At 41.3% G+C, this 19,788-nt stretch carries 15 protein-coding genes; 12 read left to right on the plus strand and 3 right to left on the minus strand.

Going from position 1 to position 19,788, the window contains the following annotated elements; translation table 11 throughout:
• Window positions 1-15 precede the first annotated feature (15 nt).
• Complete coding sequence (locus BIZ36_RS11060; protein ID WP_187457968.1) at window positions 16-1,218, plus strand: Pycsar system effector family protein; 1,203 nt, start codon at window positions 16-18, stop codon at window positions 1,216-1,218.
• 70 nt (window positions 1,219-1,288) lie between these two features.
• Here BIZ36_RS11060 and trxA read toward each other — a convergent pair whose 3' ends face one another.
• Window positions 1,289-1,606, minus strand: coding sequence for a thioredoxin (gene trxA / locus BIZ36_RS11065; RefSeq protein ID WP_187457969.1), 318 nt, complete (start codon window positions 1,604-1,606; stop codon window positions 1,289-1,291).
• Window positions 1,607-1,736: 130 nt separating this feature from the next.
• Window positions 1,737-6,173: a DNA polymerase III subunit alpha gene (gene dnaE / locus BIZ36_RS11070; protein ID WP_187457970.1), complete on the minus strand. Its 4,437-nt coding sequence runs from the start codon at window positions 6,171-6,173 to the stop codon at window positions 1,737-1,739.
• A gap of 202 nt (window positions 6,174-6,375) precedes the next feature.
• On the opposite strand from dnaE, the gene BIZ36_RS11075 reads away from it, so the two are divergent.
• The 4 genes from BIZ36_RS11075 (at window position 6,376) to BIZ36_RS11090 (ending at window position 11,254) form a co-directional block, all read left to right on the plus strand.
• Window positions 6,376-7,788: a sulfatase family protein gene (locus tag BIZ36_RS11075; protein ID WP_187457971.1), complete on the plus strand. Its 1,413-nt coding sequence runs from the start codon at window positions 6,376-6,378 to the stop codon at window positions 7,786-7,788.
• Between the two features lie 110 nt (window positions 7,789-7,898).
• Window positions 7,899-8,444 (plus strand): 30S ribosomal protein S16, encoded by a 546-nt coding sequence (locus BIZ36_RS11080; protein ID WP_187457972.1) that lies wholly within the window; start codon window positions 7,899-7,901, stop codon window positions 8,442-8,444.
• A 19-nt stretch (window positions 8,445-8,463) separates the two neighbouring features.
• Window positions 8,464-8,994: a ribosome maturation factor RimM gene (gene rimM, locus BIZ36_RS11085; RefSeq protein ID WP_187457973.1), complete on the plus strand. Its 531-nt coding sequence runs from the start codon at window positions 8,464-8,466 to the stop codon at window positions 8,992-8,994.
• Window positions 8,995-9,046: 52 nt separating this feature from the next.
• Window positions 9,047-11,254: an FUSC family protein gene (locus BIZ36_RS11090; RefSeq protein WP_187457974.1), complete on the plus strand. Its 2,208-nt coding sequence runs from the start codon at window positions 9,047-9,049 to the stop codon at window positions 11,252-11,254.
• Here the strand turns inward: BIZ36_RS11090 and BIZ36_RS11095 are convergent.
• Window positions 11,251-12,288, minus strand: a complete 1,038-nt coding sequence (locus BIZ36_RS11095; RefSeq protein ID WP_187457975.1) for a sugar phosphate isomerase/epimerase family protein — start codon at window positions 12,286-12,288, stop codon at window positions 11,251-11,253. The two genes, BIZ36_RS11090 and BIZ36_RS11095, sit on opposite strands and share 4 nt — an antisense overlap.
• Before the next feature lie 148 nt (window positions 12,289-12,436).
• Between BIZ36_RS11095 and BIZ36_RS11100 the strand changes: the two genes are divergently transcribed.
• The 7 genes from BIZ36_RS11100 (at window position 12,437) to BIZ36_RS11130 (ending at window position 19,355) form a co-directional block, all read left to right on the plus strand.
• Window positions 12,437-13,879, plus strand: coding sequence for a sulfatase family protein (locus tag BIZ36_RS11100; protein WP_187457976.1), 1,443 nt, complete (start codon window positions 12,437-12,439; stop codon window positions 13,877-13,879).
• 4 nt (window positions 13,880-13,883) lie between these two features.
• Window positions 13,884-14,609: a tRNA1(Val) (adenine(37)-N6)-methyltransferase gene (locus BIZ36_RS11105; RefSeq protein ID WP_187457977.1), complete on the plus strand. Its 726-nt coding sequence runs from the start codon at window positions 13,884-13,886 to the stop codon at window positions 14,607-14,609.
• 56 nt (window positions 14,610-14,665) lie between these two features.
• Complete coding sequence (locus BIZ36_RS11110; RefSeq protein WP_187457978.1) at window positions 14,666-15,844, plus strand: acyl-CoA dehydrogenase family protein; 1,179 nt, start codon at window positions 14,666-14,668, stop codon at window positions 15,842-15,844.
• Between the two features lie 108 nt (window positions 15,845-15,952).
• Window positions 15,953-16,330 (plus strand): hypothetical protein, encoded by a 378-nt coding sequence (locus tag BIZ36_RS11115; RefSeq protein WP_187457979.1) that lies wholly within the window; start codon window positions 15,953-15,955, stop codon window positions 16,328-16,330.
• 137 nt (window positions 16,331-16,467) lie between these two features.
• On the plus strand, window positions 16,468-17,265 hold the full coding sequence (locus BIZ36_RS11120; RefSeq protein ID WP_187457980.1) for an MbnP family protein: 798 nt from the start codon (window positions 16,468-16,470) through the stop codon (window positions 17,263-17,265).
• A 19-nt stretch (window positions 17,266-17,284) separates the two neighbouring features.
• The gene (locus tag BIZ36_RS11125) at window positions 17,285-18,376 is read left to right on the plus strand and encodes a cytochrome-c peroxidase (RefSeq protein ID WP_286174702.1); all 1,092 of its coding nucleotides are present in this window, start codon (window positions 17,285-17,287) and stop codon (window positions 18,374-18,376) included.
• Window positions 18,351-19,355: a transporter family protein gene (locus tag BIZ36_RS11130; protein WP_187457981.1), complete on the plus strand. Its 1,005-nt coding sequence runs from the start codon at window positions 18,351-18,353 to the stop codon at window positions 19,353-19,355. Before BIZ36_RS11125 ends, BIZ36_RS11130 begins: the two co-directional genes overlap by 26 nt.
• The last annotated feature ends 433 nt before the right edge of the window (window positions 19,356-19,788 follow it).

The following is a 19,788-nucleotide window of genomic DNA, read 5'->3' on the forward strand; positions in this document are numbered from 1 at the left end:
GCAAAACCTAATTTTATGTCAGATTTACTGTCTAAGACCGAAGATTTTGCGACCGATATTTTGGTCAATAAATTGGACAGCAACTTTTTATATCACAATCTTAGACACACCCAAAGGGTTGTCAAAAGTAGTAAAGAATTACTGCAATTCTATAATCTGAACGAAAAGGAAAGTGACGCTGTTGTAGTAGCGGCATGGCTGCATGACACAGGTTATACCAAGGGTACCGAAAACCACGAACGTAGCAGTTGTGAAATTGCAAAGGTCTTTTTGAGGGAACAGGAATGCTCGGAAGAATTTACTCAAGAAGTGTGCGACCTTATTATGGCTACGGTAAGAAATCATGAACCGCAAAACCTTTTAGAGGAAATTATGCGAGATGCAGATTCATCCCACCTTGGTCAGACCAGTTATGCGGACACTTCCGAAATGCTTCGTGAAGAATTATCTCTATTGGGCATTGCCGATTATTCGCCTAAGGAATGGCGAAAAACAAATATTAAAATGTTTCAAACGGAACATAGATTCTATACGGACTATGCGAAGTCCAATTGGCAAGAAGGGAAAGATGGTAATCTTAAAAAATTGGTCAAAAAGATTAAAAAGGCCAATAAAACCAGAAAAAAGGAAGAACTAAAAGTTCAGTTAAAGAATAAAAGCCCAGAAAGAGGCATACAGACCATGTACCGGGTCTCTATGCGCAACCATTTGAAGTTGAGTGATATTGCTGATACGAAAGCAAATATTCTTTTATCAGTTAACGCCATTATCATTTCACTTCTTTTAACCAATTTAATTCCCAAACTTGATAATCCTAGTAACGACTATTTAATTTATCCAACGGGCATATTCGTTCTTTTTAGTATAGCTTCCATGGTAATGTCCGTATTGGCCACCCGCCCAAATGTGACCAGTGGTGAATTTGACAAAAAGGATGTGGAGAATAAGGATGTGAATCTGTTGTTCTTTGGCAACTTTCACAAAATGAAACTTCAGGATTATGAATGGGCCATGCAAGAGTTAATAAAAGATCAAACCTATGTGTATAACACGCTTACCAAAGATTTATACTTCTTGGGAGTTGTTCTTGACAAAAAATACAAGCTACTCAGATGGACCTATACCATTTTTATGGTGGGGATGATTTTATCAACCATAGCCTTCTTTGTGGCCCTTAAATTCTATGGTCCCGAAAGAATCATAGAACTTCCAACCTAAAATTTTAGTAAAGAACAATAAAAAATCCCGCCAGAAGCGGGATTTTTTTATATCAAGAAAGTCAAACAGACTACAATAGCGCGTCAATTGCGTCTGTGTATACTTTTTTAGGAGATACACCTACTTGTCTGTTTACAATTTCACCATCTTTAAACACCAATACGGTAGGAATGTTTCTAACACCATATTTAGCGGCAAACTCTTGGTTAGCATCTACATCAACTTTACCAACAACAGCTTTGCCGTCATATTCATCACTAACTTCTTCTATGATGGGACCAACCATTCTACAAGGACCGCACCAAGCCGCCCAAAAGTCTACAACTACTGGTTTATCACTTTTCAATACAACTTCATCAAAAGTTGCGTCTGTTATTTCTAATGCCATTTTGTTTGTTTTTATAGAATTATGCAAATTTAGTCAAATAAAGCACGCATTACTTACGCAATAAGAATTCATTTTAGCTATAACGCTATTAACATCATTTATTATACCCCAGAATTTTACCTAGACCTACTTAATTGAGCTTATAATGAACTTGTTGTGCCTCCAACAAAGCTAATAACTCACTAGAAATCTGAACCTTTTGTTTTCTACTTGACAGGTTTACCTTTATTTCCTGTTCCATTTCATATACGACAAAATTTAAGGGGTGACTGCCAGAATGTGTTACCAAAGTATCCTTTAGTTGAACTATGTCCTCCTCCTTTAAATCATCAATATTTAATTTGATTGTAAGTTTCCTTGCATAGGCTTCCATCACATCTTGCAACAGCATAAAACTGTTGAACTGTATCCTAGGGTCTCCTTTTTTACCGGTTTCCCTATTGGTCCACCCTTCACGAACAAAAACCTTAACATAGGCAAAGGAATTAAGCATTAAGAAATGCCGGAATTTTAGATACTCTTCCCCAAAAATGCGAAATTCAAAGGAATCCGAATAATCTTCCATGGTAAAAGCCGCCCAACCCTTGCCATTTTTTGAGGTTCTATGTTGTACATCCGTAATTACACCGGCAAATGAAAGCTCCCTATTCACGTAATCTTCCAATTTACTGGCACAAGACACATCGGCATTGCAAAAAGACTTTATTTCGGTTTTAAAATCATCTAAGGGGTGGCCCGAAATGTAAATTCCTACCACTTCTTTCTCCCTTCTTAACTTCTCCATGGTTCCCCAATCTTCACAAGGCGGCACAATAGGTTCCGGAATTTGAACCTCACTAGCATCCCCAAAAAGGCTTACTTGCGAAGAATTTTCATTTTCTTGGAATTTTGCTCCGTACTTGATTACTTTTTCCAAAAAAGTAATTCCATCGCCTTCATCATGAAAATATTGGGCCCTGTGGGTATCTCCAAAGGAATCGAAACCTCCCGCAACGGCCAAATTCTCAAATGCCTTTTTATTGGCGGCTCTTAAATCGATTCGCTTGGCCATATCAAAAACCGATTTAAACGGTCCCTCCTTCTTCCTGTTCTCTACAATCGTTTCCACGGCACCACGACCTACTCCTTTGATGGCTCCCATACCAAAACGAACGGCACCTTCTTGGTTAACGGCAAACTTATAGTACGATTCATTAACATCCGGACCCAGCACCTGTAAGCCCATTCGCTTACATTCTTCCATAAAGAAGGTCACCTGTTTGATGTCGTTCATATTATTACTCAAAACCGCTGCCATGTATTCTGCTGGATAATGAGCCTTGCAATAAGCCGTTTGGTAAGCAATCCATGCGTAACAGGTAGAATGGGATTTATTGAAGGCATAGGCAGCAAATGCTTCCCAGTCTTTCCAGATTTTCTCCAATTTGTCAACCGGATGACCTTTTGCAGAAGCCTGTTCTATAAACTTAGGCTTCATTTTATCAAGCACGTGCTTTTGCTTTTTACCCATCGCCTTACGAAGAACGTCGGCCTCACCTTTGGTAAAATCGGCGAGCTTCTGCGAAAGAAGCATCACCTGCTCTTGATACACGGTAATTCCGTAGGTCTCGGCCAAGTACTCTTCACAGGCATCAAGATCATACACAATTTCTTCGGTACCGTGCTTACGGGCAACAAAACTTGGTATGTATTCCATGGGGCCTGGACGGTACAGGGCGTTCATTGCGATAAGATCTGCAAAAACCGTAGGTTTTAACGAACGCATGTGCTTTTGCATTCCGGGAGATTCATATTGGAATACCCCAACCGTTTCACCCCGTTGGAACAGCTCGTACGTTTTTTCATCATCCAAGGGAAAATTCTCGGGGTCCAGCTCTATACCGTGTTTTGCTTTTACAATTTTGACGGTATCCTTGATCAGTGTCAAGGTTTTCAGTCCCAAGAAGTCCATTTTCAATAATCCCGCGCTTTCCACAACCGAGTTATCGAACTGGGTACAGTACATGTCCGAATCCTTGGCCAAGGCCACAGGCACAAACTTGGTAATATCATCAGGAGTAATGATGACCCCACAGGCATGAATACCTGTATTTCGCACGGAACCTTCCAATACATAGGCCTGGTTCAAAGTCTCGGATTCAAGCCCCTCTCCTTCCGAAATGTTTAGAAGCTCATTGATTTTTTCAATCTCTTCACTATTGAATTTGCTTCTTAAAACCTTTTCATCTACCCCAATTATCTTTTTTAGCTTAGACATGTTGGGAATGAGCTTTGCCATACGGTCAGCATCACCCAAGGGCAAATCCAAAGCTCTCGCCGTATCGCGAATAGAGGATTTAGCGGCCATGGTACCATAGGTGATGATCTGTGCCACCTGATTGGAACCATATTTATCAATTACATACTCCATTACCCTACCACGGCCCTCGTCATCAAAGTCGATATCAATATCGGGCATACTCACACGGTCCGGATTTAAGAAACGCTCAAAAAGTAGGTCGTACTGAATAGGGTCTAGATTGGTAATCCATAGACAGTAAGCAACGGCGGAACCTGCTGCAGACCCCCTTCCAGGGCCAACAGATACGTCCATTTCCCGTGCCGCCCTTATAAAATCCTCAACAATCAAGAAATATCCCGGATACCCTGTTTTCTCGATTACCTGAAGCTCAAAATCAAGCCGTTCATCAATTTCAGGAGTGATTTCCCCATATCTTTTTTTGGCGCCCTCGTAAGTAATATGGCGTAAATAGGCATTTTCCCCTCTTTTTCCGCCATCTATCTTATCTTCTTCAAACTGGAACTCCTCAGGAATATCAAATGCAGGCAACAATACATCCCGAGCCAAAGTAAAGGTCTCTACCTTATCTATGATTTCTTGGATGTTGATAATCGCCTCGGGAATATCCTTGAAGAGTTCCTTCATCTCCTCCGAAGACTTGAAATAATATTCTTGATTGGGTAATCCGTAACGATACCCTCTACCCCGTCCTATAGGTGTAGATTGTTTTTCTCCATCTTTTACACACAAAAGAATATCGTGCGCATGCGCATTTTCCTTTTTGGCATAATAGGTATTATTGGTGGCAACCAGTTTTATATCGTGCTTTTTGGCGAACTGAATCAGTACTTGGTTAACCCTGTCTTCATCTTCTTGGCCGTGGCGCATAATTTCAATGTACAAATCATCTCCAAAGGTTTCCTTCCACCAAACCAGTGCCTCTTCTGCTTGATTCTCACCTACATTGAGAATTTTACTCGGTACCTCACCGTACAGGTTTCCGGTCAGTACAATTACATCCTCTTTGTACTGCTCAATAATTTTTTTGTCTATTCGGGGTACGTAGTACTTTCCGTCTACAAAGGCAATGGAGGACATTTTTGACAGGTTCAAATAGCCCTTTTTGCTTTTGGCCAACATCACAATTTGATACCCGTTGTCTTTTTGGGACTTATTGGTATGGTCTTCACAAACCTGAAATTCGCATCCGATAATTGGTGTAATCTCTAACTCAGGTTCCGGCAATTCATTTAAAGGTTCTTGCCCTTCTTCCAATGTTCCGTTTTGAGTGGCTTCATACCGTTGCAAGTTTGCCTCGTTTCTTGCCACCACCCCTTTGTTATGGTTCAGCACACCATTTACAAAATGAAAGGCGCCCATCATATTGGCATGATCTGTCATGGCAACCGCCGGCATTTTGGCTTTGGCCGTATTGGCGATCAAATCAGGAATACTGGTAGTGGACTGGAGAATAGAAAACTGTGTATGATTATGCAGATGGGCAAAACTGGCATTCTCAAGGGTTTTGATGTTTTCCTTGATTTCCTGTTGGGTAATACCGCCCGTATCCTTTTCCCAAAGGGCATCGGCAATTTTTTTGGATGCCTTTTTAAGGTTGATGTGCTTCAGCCCAATTAATTGAATCTCCTGCGGATTCGCCTCAGAAAAATTCTCAAAATATCCAGGAGCAACATCCAATTTTTCTAGAGGATATTGTCTTTTTCTAATGAGTTCAAAGAAACATCTAGCCGTAGCTTCCACATCTGCCGTGGCATTATGGGCTTCTGCAAAAGGTTGATTGAACAGAAATTCATGAAGTTCTGTTAGTGTAGGTAATTTAAATTTACCACCCCTACCACCAGGAATTTGGCACAAGGCCGCCGTATCTTCAGTACAAGTATCCAAAACCGGAAGTTCCTGCAGTGGATTAGCTACATCCATGCGATGGTATTCCGCTCCCATAATATTCACATCGAACCCTACGTTCTGGCCAACAATAAATTTGGTTCTGGACATAGCTGCATTGAACTTTTCCAAAACCTCTTGTAAAGGCACCCCATCTCGCTCCGCCAATTCGGTAGAAATACCGTGGATCTGCTCTGCATCAAAAGGAATATTAAAACCATCAGGCCTTACCAAGTAGTCTTGATGCTCAATACAATTACCCATCTCATCGTGCAACTGCCAAGCTATTTGAATACACCGCGGCCAGTTATCGGTATCTGTTATGGGGGCATCCCAACGTTTGGGAAGACCGGTAGTTTCAGTATCAAAGACTAAATACATATCTTATAAAATTCTGATTTTCAACACAATTGAAGCCACCCGAACAGAAAAATATTATTCAGGTCAAGAGCCCATAAAATTAGGCAAACAACATAGATTTTTAAAATGTAGTTTTTAGTAGTTATTAACGGATCAAACGCATCGATCAATGGAATTAGACGGACATATTTTTAGTATCTTCCAAACCTCTAAAAATCAACTTATGCCAAACTCAATTACACCAAAACTACTTTTAAGCGCCATTTTGGTCTTCTGTCTAACCAAAAAAACCGTTGCCCAAAGTTCTGATGCCCCTCCCAACTTTATCATCATTTTTGCAGATGACCTTGGTTATGGCGATTTGGGCGTTTACGGACACCCCACCATTAAAACACCTCATTTGGACCAAATGGCATTTGAGGGCCAAAAATGGACCAACTTTTATGTTGGCGCCAGTGTATGCACACCAAGTAGGGCCGCGCTTTTGACAGGAAGGTTGCCCATAAGAAGTGGCATGGCCAGTAGCAAGCACCGCGTGCTTTTTCCGAATTCCGTAAACGGTCTTCCTTCCTCCGAAATAACTCTTGCCGAGCAGATGAAAAAAGCAGGCTATACTACCGCGTGTATCGGAAAATGGCATTTAGGACATAAAAAAGAATATTTGCCCACCAACCACGGATTTGACTATTATTTTGGAATACCCTATTCAAATGACATGGACATCCTTCAAGGTGATGAGTACAAAAACTATTGGTCTCGCAACAATGAAGACATTAAGACGGAACACTTTAACGTTCCGCTTTTGAGAAATACCGAAATCATAGAGCGACCTGCAGACCAAAACTCCATCACCACCAGATACTCCAATGAAGCGGTGAAGTACATAAAAGAGCATAAAAACAAGCCCTTCTTTATTTATTTGGCGCATAACTTGCCACATGTACCGCTTTTTGCCTCCAAAGCTTTTTTAGGGAAGAGCGAAAGAGGCCTGTATGGAGATGTTTTGCAAGAAATAGACAATGGCGTGGGCAATATTCTTAACACCCTAAAAAAAGAAGGGTTGGCAGAAAACACCATAGTTATTTTCACTTCGGATAATGGCCCGTGGCTTCCCTTTAAATTAAATGGAGGCAGCGCCGGCCAATTAAGAGCAGGTAAAGGCACTACTTGGGAAGGCGGCATGCGGGTTCCTACCATATTCTGGGGTCCTGGCCAAGTAGCTCCGGGTTCTATTTCCGATATGGGCTCGACTATGGATCTGTTTACCACTTTTTCAAAAATGGCAGGTGTGGATCTGCCAACCGACCGGCAACTGGATGGTTTCGACCTATCCCCCACTCTTATAAGCAAAGAAAAAAGCCCTAGGGACCACATGATTTATTACAGGGGACAAGAGGTTTATGCCGTGCGAAAAGGTAAATACAAGGCCCATTTTAGTACACAAGGTGCCTATGGCCAGTTTGGTGAGCGCGAAAATCATCCCACACCTGTTCTTTACAACCTCAATGTTGACCCATCGGAACAGTACAATATAGCAGAACAACATCCCGAAATAATAGCTGAAATAAAGCTTTTGAAAGAAGAACACAGTTCAAAAGTGATTAAAGTGAAAGACCAATTGGCTGAACGCGAATAGATTTGGCCAAAATATATTGCAGGTTAAAGTAAATGAAGTATATTTGCAGCCCTTTTTAGGGAAAACAAGAATTAATAACCTGGGTCGGGCACCCTACAAATTAATGTGATATGCCAGTAAAAATTAGACTTCAAAGACACGGTAAAAAAGGTAAACCTTTCTATTGGGTAGTAGCTGCCGATAGCCGCGCAAAAAGAGACGGTAAGTTCTTAGAGAAATTAGGTACTTACAACCCTAACACCAACCCTGCAACTATCGATTTGGATATTGATGGTTCTGTAAAATGGTTACAAAACGGTGCTCAGCCAACTGATACCGCAAGAGCCATTCTTTCTTACAAAGGTGTGATGCTTAAAAAGCATTTGTTGGTAGGTTTGCGTAAAGGCGCTTTGACCGAAGAGCAAGTAGAAGAAAAGTTCAACGCTTGGTTGGAGGAAAAAGAGGGTAAGATTTCAGCTAAAGTGAGCGGTCTTGATGAAGAGAAAGCAAAAGCTAAAGCAGAAGCCTTAAAAGCTGAAAAAGAAGTAAACGAAGCACGTGCGAAAGCTGCTGCCGAAGCAGAGGTTGTAGAGGAAGAAGCTCCAGCCGCTGAAGGTGAAGCTACAGCTGAAGCTGAAGGAGAAGCTCCTGCTGCCGAGGAAAAAGCTGCTGAATAAGCATTGATTAAGAAGCGATATGCGCAAGGAAGATTGTTTCTACCTAGGTAAAATCGTTTCAAAATATAGCTATAAGGGCGAGGTATTGGCAAAGCTCGATACTGATGAACCCGATGCATACGAAAACATGGAATCAGTTTTTGTCTTGATGAAAGGCAATAATCTGGTTCCATTTTTTATTGATCGATGTCGTTTGCACAAATCCGATTTGCTACGATTGGATTTTGAGGAGGTAAAGGATGAAGCTGCCGCAGACCGTATTATGGGCCATGAGCTTTATTTACCCCTCACCATGTTGCCCAAACTTGACGAAGATCAATTCTACTTTCATGAAATAATCGATTTTGAGGTAATGGATGCCTCAAAGGGACAAATAGGGAAGGTCACCGGGGTGAATGACAGTACTTCGCAAGCTATTCTATTGATAGCCCAAGGAGATAAAGAAATCCTTATTCCCATTACCGATGCGATATTGACCAAAGTAGATCGGAAAAACAAAACAGTGCATATTGATGCGCCAGAAGGTTTAATAGACCTATATTTAGAGTAAACCACCATCCTTTATTTTTTGCAACCATTGAAATCGTAAATTTTAAAATGGTTTGAACAACGTTCAATTTTCAAAATTTTGGTTTAAGCTGCGCAGCTATCTAAGGAGCAGCGATTTTACCAGAGCTCTTATACTTGGCATTGCCATTGTCATTCCCGTTGTAACTGGAATTTATTATGATTACCTTGAAATAGGCCTATCTATTGCTCTAGGAGCCTTATGGACCTCCCCAAGCAACACCAATGGCAGCATCAGAAAAAATACCATTTCAATTTTAGCAGCCACGGCACTAATCACCTGTATCAGTTTAATAGGTGGTTATTTAGATCTAACCCTTTGGTTTTTGTTACCTGTTTTAGGTTTTATCAGCTTCTCGGTTTCCTTTTTGGCCGTTTACGGTCCGCGGGCGGCCCTAGTTGGCTTTTCAGGATTGATGGCCTTGGTCTTAAGTTTTGCCTTTAGTCCCCAGAAACTGGAAGTTTACGAATACTCATTACTAATAGGTTTAGGGGGAATATGGTACTTGCTTTTGGCAATTACTTGGCAATTACTTAGGCCTAAATCCCAAGTAGAAGAAGTGCTTCAAAACATTATTGAAGCTACCGCCGAATTCCTTGAGGTTAGAAGTCAACTGATAGACCCTAAGGAAAAGCACCATCACTTTCGTTCTTTGCTGATACGAAAACAAGACCGCATTGTTGAACTTCATCAATCCTTACGTGAGATTTTACTGGACCAGAAGAACATCAACCAGTCCCATTACCATGGAGTTCGGTTGCTGGTATTTGCGCAATTGGTAGAAATTCTTGAAACCGCTTTGGCCAACCCCATCGGTTATGATAGAATAGTTCTATTTTTTGAGAACAATCCAAAACACGGCAAGTCTTTCAGTCAGTTGATACTACAGATGGCGAACGAGCTTCGGAAAATAGGGAACATACCAATCCTTACCTCCCATACAGAAACAACGGAAGCCATACTTGAACAAACAAAAAACCTCATTTACGAAATGAAGGTCCATACCGACAAACGTATTGATGAGGATTATCTAATGCTTAAAAACTTTTATGAATATCAAGAGGAACTTTTTAAAAGGCTGAACAACATTAAAGACCTACTTACCAAAAAACAGGTCAATAGACAAAAGTTTCTGGACAACGAATTCGCCCTAAAATTTGCCCCTCAGCAGAATTATAGTATTTCGGTATTGAAGGACAACTTTAATTTTAAGTCCCCTATTTTCAAGCACTCGCTACGATTAAGTATTGCCATGATACTCGGTTTTCTGTTGGGATCGGTGCTTGAGTTTCAAAACCAGTATTGGATTTTACTTACCATTATGGTCATTATGAGGCCTAGTTACGGACTTACCAAAAGCAGGACCAAGGAACGTATCACAGGAACATTAATTGGAGCCGCAATAGCAATGGTCATTGTAACTTTTTGGTCCAACTTTTACCTCTATGGTGTTTTAGGTGTGGTGACCTTGGTATTGGCGTTTTCCGTCATTCAAAAGAACTATATGGCAGGTGCCATTTTTGTGACCCTAAGTATCATTTTTATTTACGGAATTCTGCAACCGGATATTTTTGAAGTGATCAGTTACCGAATTTATGACACGTTACTTGGTGGCGCCTTATCGTTTATTGCCATTAAGTGGATTTGGCCCAACTGGAGTTATTCCCAAATAGAGCAAAAAATATCGGATAGCTTGGATGCCAACCGAAATTATTTTAAACAAATCGTAGACTATTACACTAAGAAAGGTGCTATGCCGGCTGATTATCAAATTGCCCGCAAACAGGCATTCGACAAAAATTCCAACCTCAGCAACTCGTTTCAAGAAATAGTTCAAGAACCTGTTTCAAAACAAGGTGATTTTACAAAAACCTATGAGATGGTTGTCCTAAATTTCAGGTTGCTCTCTTCGCTATCCACTTTAAACGGATTTATAAGGTCACATTCCACCACGGAAGCCTCACCGGATTTTCTTGCCATCGCCCATCATGTGGAGACCAATCTTTTGCAGGCAATTGCTGTACTCGGGAACAAGCATATTGAAAATCCCTCAAAAACTAATGACGCCTTTGAGGAAAAAATAGGTCGCCTAAAGCACCAAACCCTTTCTGAATCTCAGTCAAATATTGCAGAAGAAGGCCTGTATCAAGAGGCCCACCTCATTCTCGAACAGATTCAGTGGCTACAAACCATTAGCCAGTCTATATTGTTTTTGGTCGCGGATTGGAAAAATCGTTCCTAACCAAGGGCTTTTTCACAAAAAGCGAGACATTTCTGTACTTCCGTTACCGCATTGGAACCTTCGGGAATTTCATACTCCAACTCTATAGTGCCCGGAAACTTATATTTCTCCTTTTTCATTAAAAGCAAGGCCTCTTTTAACGGTGTATCGCCATTGCCCCAAACTAGATTTCCTTTGTTATTGGCCGGTACCTGACGGTCTTTCATATGCATACTTTTTATATGGGCATGCTTATCCTTGATTATTTGTAATGGCTGATCGTTTCCGGCAGCAACGTAATGGCCAATATCCAAATTAAGGGCATTGTAATCTGATTGTTGCAGGGCTGTATCCCAAAACGTAGGCGTTTGCTGCTCATGGCCATGATAGGCCATAAAAACTTTATTTTGCATGGCAAATTTCCCTAACCTAGCCGTATGTGCGTCATCACTTGGATGCTCAACGGTAACATGATTTGCACCTAACATTTTGGCCGCCTTCATACCCCAATCTATCTCAGCATCGGAATTGTTCTTCCCAAAAGCACTTGGCTTAAAAGCATAGATGGAAACACCGGCATCATTGTACATTTTACGTACCTTTTTAAAATCTTCAAGAGACATATTTTTTCTCCATTCCGCTACTTGCTTTGCATATGATTTTGATTGAGCCTCCAAATCTGCTAGTTCCCTTTCTTGATCTTCGGTCAATTGTCCGTCTCTTTTGGCGCGTCGCAGGCCATAATAAGCGCGGCGGTCCACAGGGTTTTCAGGTCTACCGGCAAAGGATTCGGCAGGATCCCCCATTAATTCGATGGCGCTAACTCCCGAATCCACAACATACTTTAGGGTAGCTTCGGCACTTTGATCGGGCATACTTCTAAATGAATAGGTAATAACGCCAATTTGAACTCCATTGATTTTTGAATTGGGTTTCTTCCAGTTTTTGATAATCGCCGGACCCGCAAAAAGCGAATGGGTCGGTAAAAGTAATCCTGCGGAAGCTAAGGCGGTGCTTCCTAAAAAATTTCTTCTATTAATGTTTTTTGGTTTCATTTTAAGCTGATTTTTGAGTTCGATGAAGTTACTTATTTTTTCCCATCCCCAAGTGCTTCCGTATTCTCTGATATTCACCTATATCTAAACTAATTGCTAAGAGCTTTTGCTTATTTTTGGAATCCAAACCACCAAATACCGATCAACCATGAAAAAATGGATTAGCCTTCTATCGTTCTGCTATCTATTTATCGCTTGTAAAGATGCAAGTAAACAAGAAGCTAAAGCCCAGAAACCCACACAACCCAATGTTGTTCTCATCTTTACGGATGACCAAGGCTATCAAGATGTGGGTGTTTTTGGCGCCGAAGATATTGCCACTCCCAATCTAGACCAAATGGCGAAAGACGGAGTGAAACTCACTAGTTTTTATTCCGCTCAGGCGGTATGTTCTGCTTCTAGGGCAGGAATTTTAACTGGTTGCTATCCTAATAGGATTGGTATTCACAACGCCATGATGCCCAATAGCAATGTGGGATTACACCCGAGTGAAACCACCATAGCCGAAATGCTAAAAGATAAAGGCTATGCTACCGCCATTTACGGCAAATGGCACTTGGGCGACCATCCCGATTTTCTCCCGACCAAAAACGGATTTGACGAATGGTTCGGCATACCCTACTCCAATGATATGTGGCCACTTCACCCGCAACAGGGGCCCATTTTTGATTTTGGACCCTTACCCCTATATCAAAATGAAACGGTAATTGATACCTTGACCGATCAGTCTCAGCTGACTACACAAATAACCGAACACAGTGTCGATTTTATCAACAGAAACAAAGAAAAACCTTTCTTTCTTTATGTGCCGCATCCCCAACCACATGTTCCGTTGTATGTTTCCGATAAGTTCAAGGGGAAATCTAACAGGGGACTTTATGGAGATGTTATTATGGAAATCGACTGGTCCGTTGGCCAGATCATGCAAACCTTGGAAAAGAATGATCTTACCGATAATACCATCGTCATTTTCACCTCCGATAACGGACCGTGGCTAGCCTATGGCAACCACGCCGGAAGCGCCAAACCTTACCGAGAAGGAAAAGGGACCGCTTGGGAAGGAGGCCAACGGGAACCCTTTCTCATCAAATACCCTAACCAGCTGGAAGGTGGAGAAACGGTTGACGCACCTGTAATGGCCATCGATATATTACCCACCATTGCTGAACTTACAGGCGCCAAACTGCCTGAAAATATTATTGACGGTAAAAATGTCTGGCCACTTATTAGCGGTGTTTCCAGTGAAAGCCCTCAAGAGGCCTACTTCTTTTACTACCGTGTTAATGAACTTTTCGGGGTACGTTATGGCAAGTGGAAACTCTATTTTCCGCATCGATACAGAACCATGGTTGGAGGTACCCCTGGAGGAGATGGCTTACCTGGAAATTATACAATGGTGGATTTAAAGGAAATTGAACTCTATGATTTGGAAGCGGACGAGAGTGAGATCATCAATGTGGCGAATGAACACCCTGAAATTGTTGAAAAAATAAAAACCTTGGCCGACCAAATGCGGAGCCGATTGGGAGATTCCCTCCGTGATATGGAGGGCTCTGAGACCCGTGAACCAGGTAGAGTGACCAAAAGCTAAATGTATGGCCGAAACCTTTAGATTTAAACAATTCTCCGTTGAACAGGACCGATGTGCCATGAAAATTGGTACGGACGGCGTTTTATTGGGAGCATGGACTTCCTTGGAGCATCAACCAGAAACTATTTTAGACATTGGAGCCGGTACGGGAATCATCTCCCTGATGTTGGCCCAACGAACCGCGGATATGTCAATTTTCGCTGATATAGAAGCCATTGAGCTAGATGAAGATGCTTATGAACAGTGCGTAGAAAATTTCGAAAATTCCCCTTGGGGGGACCGTATCTTCTGCTACCATGCCGGTTTTGACGAGTTTGTTGATGAAATGGAGGAGCCCTATGACCTCATCGTTTCCAATCCGCCCTTCTACTCCGAAAATGTTACCAGTGGTGATACCTCCCGGGATATTGCCAGACAAAACAATTCTTTACCATTTGAAGAATTACTAGAAGGTGTCGCCAAACTACTTTCTGCCAACGGAAGTTTTTACTGCATCATTCCCCATAAAGAAGAGACAACATTCCTTGAAATGGCGAAAGAACTAAATCTTTTTCCTAAAAAAGTGACTCGGGTAAAGGGCCGGGAAGGTTCAGAATTCAAACGAACTTTGTTAGAGTTAACAAAGGCTGAAAACGACTGTAAGATAAGTGAATTGACCATTGAAATAGAACGTCACCAATACACAAAAGAATACATTGAGCTTACAAAGGATTTTTATCTTAAAATGTAACAATGCCTGTATGAAATGTTATATTTCATTAGTACATTTGATAAAAAGCATCACCTATGAAGCCCGATTTATTCCAAGCTCCCGACTATTACAACCTAGACGATTTACTATCCGAAGAGCATAAATTAGTGCGCGATGCGGCTAGGCAATGGGTAAAAAAAGAAGTCTCACCCATCATTGAAGACTTTGCCCAAAAGGCGGAATTCCCAACACAGATTCTTTCGGGCCTAGCGGAAATCGGTGCTTTTGGACCTTACATTCCCGAAGAATATGGAGGCGCCGGTCTGGACCAAATAAGTTATGGGCTCATCATGCAAGAAATTGAACGTGGCGATAGTGGGGTTCGCTCCACCGCTTCGGTACAGTCTTCGTTGGTCATGTATCCCATCTTTGCCTATGGAACCGAGCAGCAGAAAAAGAAATACTTACCCAAATTGGCCACCGGAGAGTTCATGGGGTGTTTCGGGCTTACCGAACCCAACCACGGTTCCAACCCAGGTGGCATGGAAACCAAGTTCAAGGATGCTGGAGACCACTACCTGCTCAACGGCGCAAAATTGTGGATTTCCAACGCCCCTTTTGCCGACATTGCGGTGGTTTGGGCCAAAAATGAAGAAGGAAGAATTCACGGACTAATCGTTGAACGCGGCATGGAGGGTTTCTCAACTCCCGAAACCCACAATAAGTGGTCTTTAAGGGCTTCGGCAACCGGAGAGCTTATTTTTGATAACGTAAAAGTTCCTAAAGAAAATCTATTGCCCAACAAATCAGGACTCGGCGCACCCTTAGGCTGTCTGGATTCCGCTCGGTATGGCATTTCTTGGGGTGCCATCGGCGCAGCCATGGATTGCTATGACACCGCCTTGAGATACGCCAAAGAAAGGGTGCAGTTTGGCAAACCCATTGGAGCTTTTCAATTGCAGCAAAAGAAATTGGCCGAAATGATTACTGAAATCACCAAAGCACAACTATTATCATTACGTCTGGGACAATTAAAAAATGAAGGAAAAGCAACCTCGGCTCAAATATCAATGGCTAAAAGGAACAATGTAGAAATGGCATTGAAAATTGCCCGTGAGGCGAGACAGATATTGGGCGGTATGGGCATCACTGGCGAATACAGCATTATGCGCCATATGATGAATTTAGAAAGCGTTGTAACTTACGAGGGCACCCACGATATTCATTTATTGATTACAGGTGCCGATATTACAGGTTTCCCCGCATTTTCTTGATAGGCAAGGTGTTAAAACACAATGAAAAAAGCCGTTCATCTTTAAAATTGCAATTTTAACCCTTGCAAACTTTATAAGTATTGAACTACGAAGTATCTTTGCCGTTAAATGAAAGCGTTCGTAATCATATTCGTAGCGGGAATAATGCTCCTCAAGCCTTTGTGGCCTGTTGCCGAGTATATCTCCAATTATGATTATATCAAGAACGTACTTTGTGAAAACAAAGACCGTCCTATGTTGAATTGTGACGGTAAATGTTACCTCTCCAAACTGCTCGCCGAAGAAAACGAGCAAAGCCAGAAGAATCCTTTTAGCGAGAAACAGGCAAGTTCGCAAATTACCCATTTGGTTTTCATGCAGGTCTTACCTCAATTAAATTTGAAAAACGTCCTTAACCAAACCCAGGTCAAGATTACTACTTTAGTACAAAACATTATTCCAACGCTTCTTACCGAAGACCTTGCACAACCACCTGAATCGGTTTAATTACATTCTTTTTCGATAACCTCAGACATAACCGCTTTGCGGCAAAATATGGTTATCCAATTTTCAAATTAAACTTTTTTAACTATTAGGATGCACTAAAACAAATACGTGCCATCCTAGCAATTTTATAGATTCAGATGAATTCAAAAATAGTATTCACAGTTGTATTTTCTTTCCTTTTATTTTCTAGCTGTTCCGACGACGATAATGACTCAGAAGAACTTACCGGTTCCGGTGAGGTCTCCATCAAATTCGATAACGGCTTTGCGGGTAACGATTTGGTGCTCGGGGCAACTAATACGGCCAATACCAATGGCGAGGTATTGACTATCACCCGATTTAGTTACATCGTGAGTAATTTCAGTTTGGTAAACGACATGGGCGAAGAGTATGTTTTTCCGAAGGATGACAGCTATTTCATTATTAATCAAGAACTGGAGGATGACAATATAGTCTTACCTGAAATTCCTGCTGGGGAATACACAACTCTTAAGTTTGGTGTAGGTGTAGATCAAGAAAAATATTTACAAGGAGCCGAAGGCCAAGGTGATTTTCTTGAGAAGGCCGAAGCCAGTAATATGATGTGGTCTTGGCAAGCTGGTTACAAGTTTTTAAATTTTGAAGGGAATTTCACTTCGGAAACGGTTACGGAAGCTACCGAATTCAAAATTCATATGGGCAGCCATGGATCTAGCTTAGATAATTACAAAGAGGTTTCTTTAGCACTACCAAATAAATTAAGGGTTGGCGATGAGATAGACTCAAGCATTCACCTAAAAATTGATGCTTCTAAAATTTTAGTGGCAACCAATAATATCCAGTTGACTGAAAAGTCGGTCATTATGGTAGACGAGGTTAAATCGCCACAAATAGCGGTTAACACTACCGAAATGTTCGTTGTTGACCACCTTCACAACGGTGATGCTCACGATTAATCCTAACCATTAGCTTCAGATGCGGCCTGTCTGCCACGGGCAGGTCGCTTCCTATAAAGAAATGAACATTTCAAACTACATTAAATTTGTATTCATTGCCATTTTATTGGTCTCTTGCTCCAATGATGATACGGAATACGCACCTATAAACGAACCTCTGGAATTTGTAAACCCTACCAATTTTCCTCAGGCTACCTATAATTTTGAGGCCAATCCGCCAACAAAACTTGGCTTTGAATTGGGCAAGAAACTTTTCTATGATGGCAAGTTGTCTTCCAATGGTTTTATCTCTTGCGGATTTTGTCACGAACAAGCCTTTGCTTTTACCCATCACGGACACCAATTTAGCCACGGTATCGATGATTTGGAGGGAACAAGAAATACTCCACCTATTCAGAATATGGCGTTTTTGAACGAATTTGCATGGGACGGCGCAACGAACCATTTAGACCTTTTTCCCATTATACCCATAACCAATGAGGTAGAAATGGGCGAAACAATGACCAACGTTATTTCAAAATTACAGTCGGACCCCGATTACCCGAATGAATTTCAAGCTGCTTTTGAAGACGGCGAAGTAAATTCAGAGAATTTTTTGAAGGCCTTGGGCCAATTTATGGCCATGATGATATCTTCCAATTCAAAATATGATAAATATATAAGAAATGAAGAGGGAGGTAATTTCTCGGAATTAGAAAAACAAGGCCTCGCTATTTTTCAACAAAAATGTAACAGTTGCCATAGTACGGAGCTCTTTACCGATAATAGCTTCAGGAATAACGGACTACCGCCTAACCCCCAATTAAACGATTTGGGAAGAGAGGAAGTCAGCGGGGCATCTACCGATAGGTACAAATTTAAAGTGCCTAGCCTAAGAAATATTGAAAAAACAGCTCCTTATATGCACGATGGCAGATTGGGCACATTAATGTCGGTACTCAATTTTTACGACGCGGGAGTCAGCGATTCCGAAACTTTAGACCCCTTGCTTAAGAACGATAACAGGCTTGGCATTGGTCTATCTCTAGAAGAAAAAAATGCACTGGTCGCTTTTTTGACCACTCTAACAGACGAAACTTATTTAAATGACCCACGTTTTGCAGAATATTAAATACAGTATAATTCTTGCCCTTTTGTGTGCAGGAGTATCTTGGGGAAACGACCTTCCTATCGGGAATGAAACAAACCCCACAACCTGCGCTGCACATTTACATTTTTTTGATGATGGTTTTGATTTTTGTGATACCTGCGGATGTGGTAGTAGCGGTGGAAGCATGGGTTACGGAACCGGCCTGAACAATTACTTTGTAGGTCTGAGGTATATTGGACAACAATACCGTTCGCGGGACGGAATTTTCAATGACTCTCCTTGGATTACCGAAAATTTCAATACCCTACAAGCCTGGGGAAATATTCCCGTCAGCAAAAGAACAATTTTAAATGTTATAGTTCCCTACCAATTTCATAACAGGATACTCCCTGACCAAACAGAACAAAACATCAACGGTATGGGCGATATTAGTGTACTGGCATTTTATAACCTATTAAAAGCAAAACCTGACAGTATCGTTTCTATCACACCAGAACATTACCTTCAAATAGGTGGCGGCATCAAAGCCCCCACGGGCAAGTATGACAAGGCAAATAATACAGGCAGCGTGAATCCTAGTTTTCAAGTGGGGAACGGTAGTTGGGATTACATTGCTGCCTTCAATTACGGTTTTACCTACCGTAATTGGGGTATAAGTACCATTGCCAATTACACTTTTAAAACCGAAAACCCCAAAGAATATCAGTTCGGAAACCAATTGAATTATGGCATCAACGCCTTTAAAACCTATTATCTATCAGACCTTGCAATGACCCCTATCATTGGAGTGGCAGGAGAACATTATGAAGCCAATAAAGAGTATGGGCAAACAGTGGCCAACACCAAAGGTCAGGTTTTTTTGGGCAGGGTAAGCCTTGAAGCTAGTTACGACAGGTTTGCTTTTGGTCTGGCGGGGATGATTCCCATCAGTCAAAACCTAAATAATGAAAAGGTAGAACTGAAAAATAGGCTTTCGGTGTATTTGAATATCAATTTATAATGGGATAATTCTTAAAAATGAATGTACACCACACTAATTGCCATGTTCACATCAATTTCTTGGTACTACCCTGAATCCATGGTAAGTTTGACGTGTAGTTAATCAAGAAGTAATTTTTTCATTTTCATATAGTGTTCTCGTAAAAGAGCTTTGTTTTAAAACAAGGCTCTTTTTTGTTTTGTGCAATTCTGGTATTTATGTATCCTACTTCAACAGCATTATTGCAATATGTATCGGTCAGAAAAATTACATAACACCAAAAAGCCATCTCACAACAGATTTACAGGCACACACATCATTTTGTTGGCAAACCTCCAACACTGGCGTAAGTTTGACGTGTAGTTAATCAAGAAGTAATTTTTTCATTTTCATATAGTGTTCTCGTAAAAGAGCTTTGTTATAGAACAAGGCTCTTTTTTGTTTTGTGCAATTC

It is taken from the genome of Cytophaga sp. FL35 (genome assembly GCF_014349235.1).
Classification (GTDB): domain Bacteria; phylum Bacteroidota; class Bacteroidia; order Flavobacteriales; family Flavobacteriaceae; genus Euzebyella.